Annotated in this window: 6 protein-coding genes; all 6 read left to right on the plus strand. The window is 58.9% G+C overall.

Annotated elements, in window-relative coordinates; genetic code table 11:
- On the plus strand, positions 1-362 hold a 362-nt coding region (locus tag ACZCED_RS24510; RefSeq protein WP_464862059.1), incomplete at its 5' end, for an ABC transporter permease.
- Entirely contained in the window at positions 359-1,273 is a 915-nt protein-coding gene (locus ACZCED_RS24515) for an ABC transporter permease (protein WP_464862060.1), read from the plus strand. The genes ACZCED_RS24510 and ACZCED_RS24515, both read left to right, overlap by 4 nt.
- A 21-nt stretch (positions 1,274-1,294) precedes the next feature.
- Positions 1,295-2,479 (plus strand): saccharopine dehydrogenase family protein, encoded by a 1,185-nt coding sequence (locus ACZCED_RS24520; protein WP_464862061.1) that lies wholly within the window; start codon positions 1,295-1,297, stop codon positions 2,477-2,479.
- Positions 2,480-2,483: 4 nt separating this feature from the next.
- Positions 2,484-3,683: a TRAP transporter substrate-binding protein DctP gene (gene dctP, locus ACZCED_RS24525; protein ID WP_464862062.1), complete on the plus strand. Its 1,200-nt coding sequence runs from the start codon at positions 2,484-2,486 to the stop codon at positions 3,681-3,683.
- On the plus strand, positions 3,680-5,011 hold the full coding sequence (locus tag ACZCED_RS24530) for an MmgE/PrpD family protein (RefSeq protein WP_464862063.1): 1,332 nt from the start codon (positions 3,680-3,682) through the stop codon (positions 5,009-5,011). The genes dctP and ACZCED_RS24530 overlap by 4 nt, the downstream gene beginning before the upstream one ends.
- Before the next feature lie 578 nt (positions 5,012-5,589).
- Positions 5,590-6,359: histidine kinase N-terminal 7TM domain-containing protein (locus ACZCED_RS24535; RefSeq protein ID WP_464862064.1), on the plus strand; the 770-nt coding region annotated here is incomplete at its 3' end.

The following is a 6,359-nucleotide window of genomic DNA, read 5'->3' on the forward strand; positions in this document are numbered from 1 at the left end:
GGTTGACTCGCTCGGTGATGCTCGAGGTGCTCAACCTGGATTACATCCGCACAGCCCGCTCCAAGGGTCTCAAAGAGCGGATCGTCGTATGCAAGCATGCCTTGAAGAACGCGCTGATCCCGATCGTCACCGTGGCGGGCATGCAGTTCGGCTTTTTGTTGGGCGGCACGGTCATTATCGAAACCGTTTTTGCCTGGCCGGGTGTAGGCCGACTCGTGGTCCAGGCGATTTTCAACCGGGACTACCCCCTGGTGCAGGCCACCGTGCTGGTGCTGGCGGTGATCTTCGTGGCGGTCAATTTCATCGTCGACATGCTCTACATGTACCTGGACCCCCAGATCAGCTATTTCGAGGACAAATGAACCAGCAGACTGTCATCAAGCCATCCATTTCCGATGTCCTGGGGCCCCGGATGCGTTTTATGGCCGGGACCCTGAAAGAGGTGGCCCGCCGCCCCAGCGCCCTGTTGGGTGGGATCATGATCGCGGCCATCCTGCTGACTAGTGCGTGCTTTCCGCTCTTTTATTCGGTGGATCCCCTGGAACAGGACCTGCTGGCCCGTTTCACGCCGCCGGCCTGGATGGAAGGCGGTAGCTGGACCTACCCGTTGGGCACAGACAATCTCGGCCGCGATGTGCTGGCCCGCCTGCTTTACGGCAGCCGGGTATCGCTGATGGTCGGCTTTGCGGCCGTGCTGGTGGCGGAGCTGGCCGGGATTCTGCTGGGTCTTTTTTCGGGCTATTACGGCGGCAAGCTCGACAGTTTGATCATGCGGGTGGCCGACATCTTCATGGCCTACCCCTTCATGCTGCTGACCATATCGGTCATCGCCGTGCTGGGGACTTCGATCTTCAACCTGATTCTGGTGCTGGGACTCTCCGACTGGGTAACCTACGCCCGCACTATCCGGGGCAGTGTCCTGTCCCTCAAGGAAAAGGAGTTCGTCGAAGCCTCGCGGGCCATCGGCACCCCCCACCGGGTGATTATCTTCCGCCACATCCTGCCGAATGTCATCTCACCGCTGATGGTGCTCGGCACGCTGCGGGTCGCCAACATCATCATCTGGGAAAGCGGTCTGTCTTTTCTGGTAATGGGGGTGCCGCCGCCGATGCCAACCTGGGGAAGAATGCTGGCGGAAGTCCGGCTATACATCACCGACGCCTGGTGGCTGGTGACGCTGCCCGGCCTGGCCATCATGCTGACCATTTTGTCGATCAATTTGCTGGGGGACGGGCTGCGGGATGCTTTGGACCCCCGGCTTCGCAACATCTAACACATAGAAAGGAATATACCGATGAAAGTACTGGTGTTGGGCCTTGGCCTGCAGGGCAAGGCGGTTGTTCACGATCTGGAGCAGGCCGATGTGGTCACAGAGATTGTGGTGGCGGACCTCGACCTCCAGGAGATGCAGAAATTCCTGGAGCGCAAAGGGTATCGCAAGTGCCGGGCGGTCGGGCTGGACGCTGCCCGGGATGGGGCTTTGCAGGAGCTGATCGCGTCGGCTGCGCCGCGCCTTGTCATCAGCATGCTGCCGGCCGAATTCAATTATCCCGTCGCACGGGAGGCTTTGGGGGCCGGGTGCAGCTTCGTCAGCACCAGTTACGCCGGCCGGGTGGCCGAACTGGACACCGAGGCCCGGGCCAACAGCGTCACCATTCTACCCGAAATGGGGATGGACCCCGGGGTAGATCTAATTATGGGTAGGCTGGCCGTCAATGAACTGGACGTCGTTCACGGTTTGTACTCATACGGGTCCGGTCTGCCCGAACCGGACTGCGCCGCGGACAACCCCCTGCATTACAAGATCACCTGGACCTTCGAAGGCGTCCTGATCGCCTACCAGCGGCCGGCCCGCATCCTGAAAGACGGTCAGGAAGTGACCGTCGACGGTGGTGAAATTTTCAAGGAAGAACACGGACACACCGTCGAGATCCCGGGATTCGGACCGCTGGAAGCCTATCCCAACGGCAATGCCATCGACTACATCCGGCTTTTTGACCTCGGGTCCGAAGTCCGGGACATGGGCCGCTTTGCGCTGCGGTATCCCGGGCATTGTCGCTTCTGGTCGGCAATGGCCGGGCTAGGATTTCTGGACGACAAGCCGCTTGCCATCGACGGGGCCTCGATTTCTCCCCGTAAGTTTCTGATCCGGCACCTGACACCGAGACTGCAGTTCGCCGCCGATGAGCGCGACGCCATCATTTTACGGGTTGTCGCCTGGGGGCTGAAGGAAGGAAGGAAGCGGCGGGTGACCTACCAGCTCATCGATTACCGCGATCTGGATACCGGGCTTTTCGCCATGAACCGCACCGTGGGGTACACCGCCAGCATTGCGGCCCAGATGATTCTAAACGGGCAGATCACGGCACCCGGGGTCCTGTCCCCGACGCGGGATGTGCCTCCCATGGATTTGATGCGTGAGCTCAAGGCCCGCGGGATGAAATTCGAGCGCCGGCTCGAGGAAAACGAGGACCTTTAAACCAATGGACATGGAAGCTGAACAGTCGGACGACCTCGAGAAGCTCATCCAGCAACGTGTCGGCGGCCGGGTCCGCGAATTGCGGCAGGCGGCCGGGATTACGGCCGTGGTGCTGGCACGCCGGGCCGGCCTTTCCCAGGGGCAGCTTTCCAAGATCGAAAACGGCAAGGCCACATTGTCAGTCAAGACCCTGGCACGCCTGTGCCGGATTTTCGACCGCCCGGTGGGCTATCTCTTTCAGAGCTTCGATGCGATGCCCAGGGTGCTGGGAACCCTGGCTACGGTCAAGGGTCCGGAAAACCTTGGCATTCAGCGGTTTGCCGAGGAAGTCCACAAACTGACCGGCCAAAACCTGCGGCTGATTCCGCTGCGGCCTTCCCAGATCGGCTCCGCCGTCGCCCAGGTCGACCAGCTCAAAGACGGCCTCATCGATCTGTTTGTCGAAGAGCCTTTCTATTACGGCAAATTCGTCGATGGCTTCAAAATTTTTTCCCTGCCGTATGCCTTCAACTCCGAAAGCCACCGGAGAATGTTTCTCGAAAGCCGGTTTTTCCAAAGGCAACTGCACGAACCGTTACGCCGCGAGGGGATACGCCTGATAAATCGAAAGTGGAACTGGCTGCGGGGTCTCGAGTGGGTGCTGGCTGCCACCCGGCCAGTGGTCGTCCCCGAAGACCTGCGCGGTCTCAAGGTGAGGGTGGTTGAAAGTCGGTTGATGCAGCGATTCTGGCAGGCGCTGGGTGCCCGCCCGGTGGCGGTTCCCTGGGCGGAGGTCGGATCGGCCCTGCGGTCCGGTGACATCGATGTGCTGCCCACCCACAAAGCCCACCTCCATCCTCTGGGATTTTGTCGTTACACCCGCTATGTGTCGCTGCTTGGGGATCTGTCACCGGTGCTGAGCGTGGCCGTCAACGAATCCAAGTTCCAGATTCTGGCACCCGAAATCCAGGATGCCCTGTTGGCGGCCTGTGACCGGGCCGGTGATTTTTTCAGCAGCCACGTGCGGCAATCCGAGATTGAAAACGAGCAGTTGAATATCCGGCGGTTCAAGGCGGCTTATCTCAAGATTTCGCTTGACCCCTGGTACGAGGCCGTCGCGCGGGCGCGTCGCGATCTGCTGGCCGAAGGATTGCTGGATTCGGAAACGGCCGCGGCGGTTGACGCCGCAGCCGGCCGTCTCGAGGGAGGTATCCGAACATCATGACCGAATGGACAACCCGAATCCTGTCCGAGTATGTCTGCGACATGGCGCAAACCAAACCGGACACCCGGCTTGCCGGGGCGGTCGCAAATGTCCTGGTGGACCTGATCGGCTGTGCCGCGGGTGGGTTCGGGTCGGAGGCCGCCCGGGCGATGCGGCAGACGGTGGTCCAGCTTTATGCCGGTGGTCCGGCCGCCATCTGGTTCGCATCAAACCGTCTTCGCGCCGAAGGCGCCGCCATGGCCAACAGCACCGCCGCCAGCGCCCTGGACCTGGACGACGGCCACCGGCGTGCCGGCGGCCATCCCGGCGCTGCAATCATACCCACCGTTCTGGCTGTGGGACCGGCAGGGGGCGCTGACGGTCAAAACCTGATTGCCGCGATCGCCGCCGGCTACGAGGTGGGGGTGCGGGTTTCGGCCGCACGCGATTTCCAACGGCTGGACACCATGTCCACCGGGCGGTGGTGCGCCTACGGAACCGTCGCCGCAGCCGGGCTGCTGGCAGGGGATGATCCCGCCGTCATGGCCCAGGCTTTCGCGATTGCGGGCGTTCTGTCGCCGGGGCTTTCAGCGGCCGGATACAGCACGGTGATGGGCAACCAGGCCAAGGAAGGAATCCCCTGGGCGGTTATGACCGGTTTGACGGCCCTGGAACTGGCACGGCGGGGATTCACCGGACCGCTGGACATCCTGGACCACCCGGATTACTTCGATGCGGCCGGAATCATCGACGGGCTTGGCACCGGCAACGTGCTGAATTCGGTCTACTTCAAACCCTATGCCTGCTGCCGCTGGATCCACTCGGCCCTCGATGGGCTCATCAGCCTCTCAAATGATCACAAGCTGACGGCAGAGGACATCCGCGCCGTGGACGTGTTCACCTTCGAGCGTACGTTGCGGCTCAACAACTATGCCGATCCCGACTCCCTCGAGGGGGCGCAGTACAGCCTGCCGTTTTGCCTCGCAGTGGCCATGATCGGCGGTGCACAGGCCCTGATGCCGCTTTCCCCGGAATGGCTGCACCGGCCGGATGTTGTGGACCTGGGCCGCCGGGTAAAGCTGCATGTCGATCCCGAACTGGAGGCTCGATTCCCCGCGCAAACCGGCGCCCGGGTTTGCCTGCGGACCGCCGGCGGGATGCTGGAGCGAACCGTCAGGCATCCGCTCGGGGATCCCGCCAATCCCATGGATAAAGTCCGCCTGACGGCCAAGTTCGAAAAGCTGTCGGCCGGCGTCATCTCACCGGAAAACCGGGCCGAATTGCTCGCGCTCATCGATCAGCTGGCCGACCTCTCCGACACCGCTCAAATCGTTGAATTCCTCAGATGATTATATGCGAGGGTTGAGACCCCCATCCGCATTATGGGCTCTTAAATCCGAAATTCGAAATCCGAAGCACGAAACAATTGTAAAAAAAGCGAACCGCAGAATGTCGAATGTCGAATATCGAATGTCGAAGGGTGGAAACGCTTCGCTTAATCTTTTTTTTAAAACAGTCAGAATTCCTTAATTCGTCCATCGTCCATCGTCCATCGTCCTCCCAGTTGTTCATTCGATGTTCGATGTTGGACGTTCGATGTTCGACGTTCAGCAGTTTTGGCTCCTATCAGACCTTCTGCTTTTAGCCGGACGCTGCGCTTATGCGACACCACCACCTCAAGTCGTGGTTTCATGTCAGAATGACCCGCCCTGGAGAAATCGTCATATATTCTGCCAAAACAGCTTCTTTGAGCATTCGGCATCGGCCGAGGGGCTCGAGAAGTCCTCAAGTTATCGGTGATAATTCCGATATTGTATTTTACCCAAAAATATCAAAAAATTGAGGCTTCATTTCAATAGCGGCAATATATTCCTCAGGTAAATGAATCTTTCCACGCTCAGGGATTAAGCCTCTCAATGAGTTTCGGATGGACTATCGAATTTTTTATTGCTTTCCATTTTTTCTGTCAGCCACCTTGATTTTTATCACGGCCCTTTATACCTTTTGGCGGGCCAAAGCCAGAGGCGGCCGGTATCTGGCCTGGCTGTGCGTGGCCTCCACCGCCTGGACGGTCAGTGAGGGAATGCTCTATCTCGGGTTCAGTATCGAGACAAACCTGCTCATAACCAAATTTCAGTATTTCGGGATCGTATCAGCGCCGCCATTGGCGCTTTTATTCGCTCTATCCGTTTTTGGTTATGAATCCCGGCTTAACCGAAAAACGTATTCAATGTTTTTTGTTCCGGCAGCTTCCATTATTCTCGTTGTCTGGTTCAATCCCCTGCACAAGCTCTTTTACTCCGGATATTACGCCATCCAATCCGGGCCAGTTCCGATGCTCGGATTGAAACATGGCCCTTTATGGTGGGCCACGATTTCATATCACTACCTTCTCCTTGGCGTTTTAAGCTTCATCCTGCTGCGCGCGATCGTCACGGCTTCAGGCTATCATCGTGCTCAAGCAGGAATTTTGCTGGCTGCAGTGGCATTTGTCTGGCTCGTCAACGCTGTGTATGTTACCGGAAACAGCCCCGTGACGAATATGGATATCAGTCCGATAGCTTTTGTCTGGGTCGCCGGTGCAATGGCCTGGGGGTTTTTCCGTTATGGACTGCTCGATATCCTGCCGGTGGCCAAAGCGGAAATATCTCGCGGGTTGGACGATATCATTCTGGTGATAGACGGCAAAAACCGTAT

The sequence above is a fragment of the Desulfosarcina sp. genome, assembly GCF_055467485.1.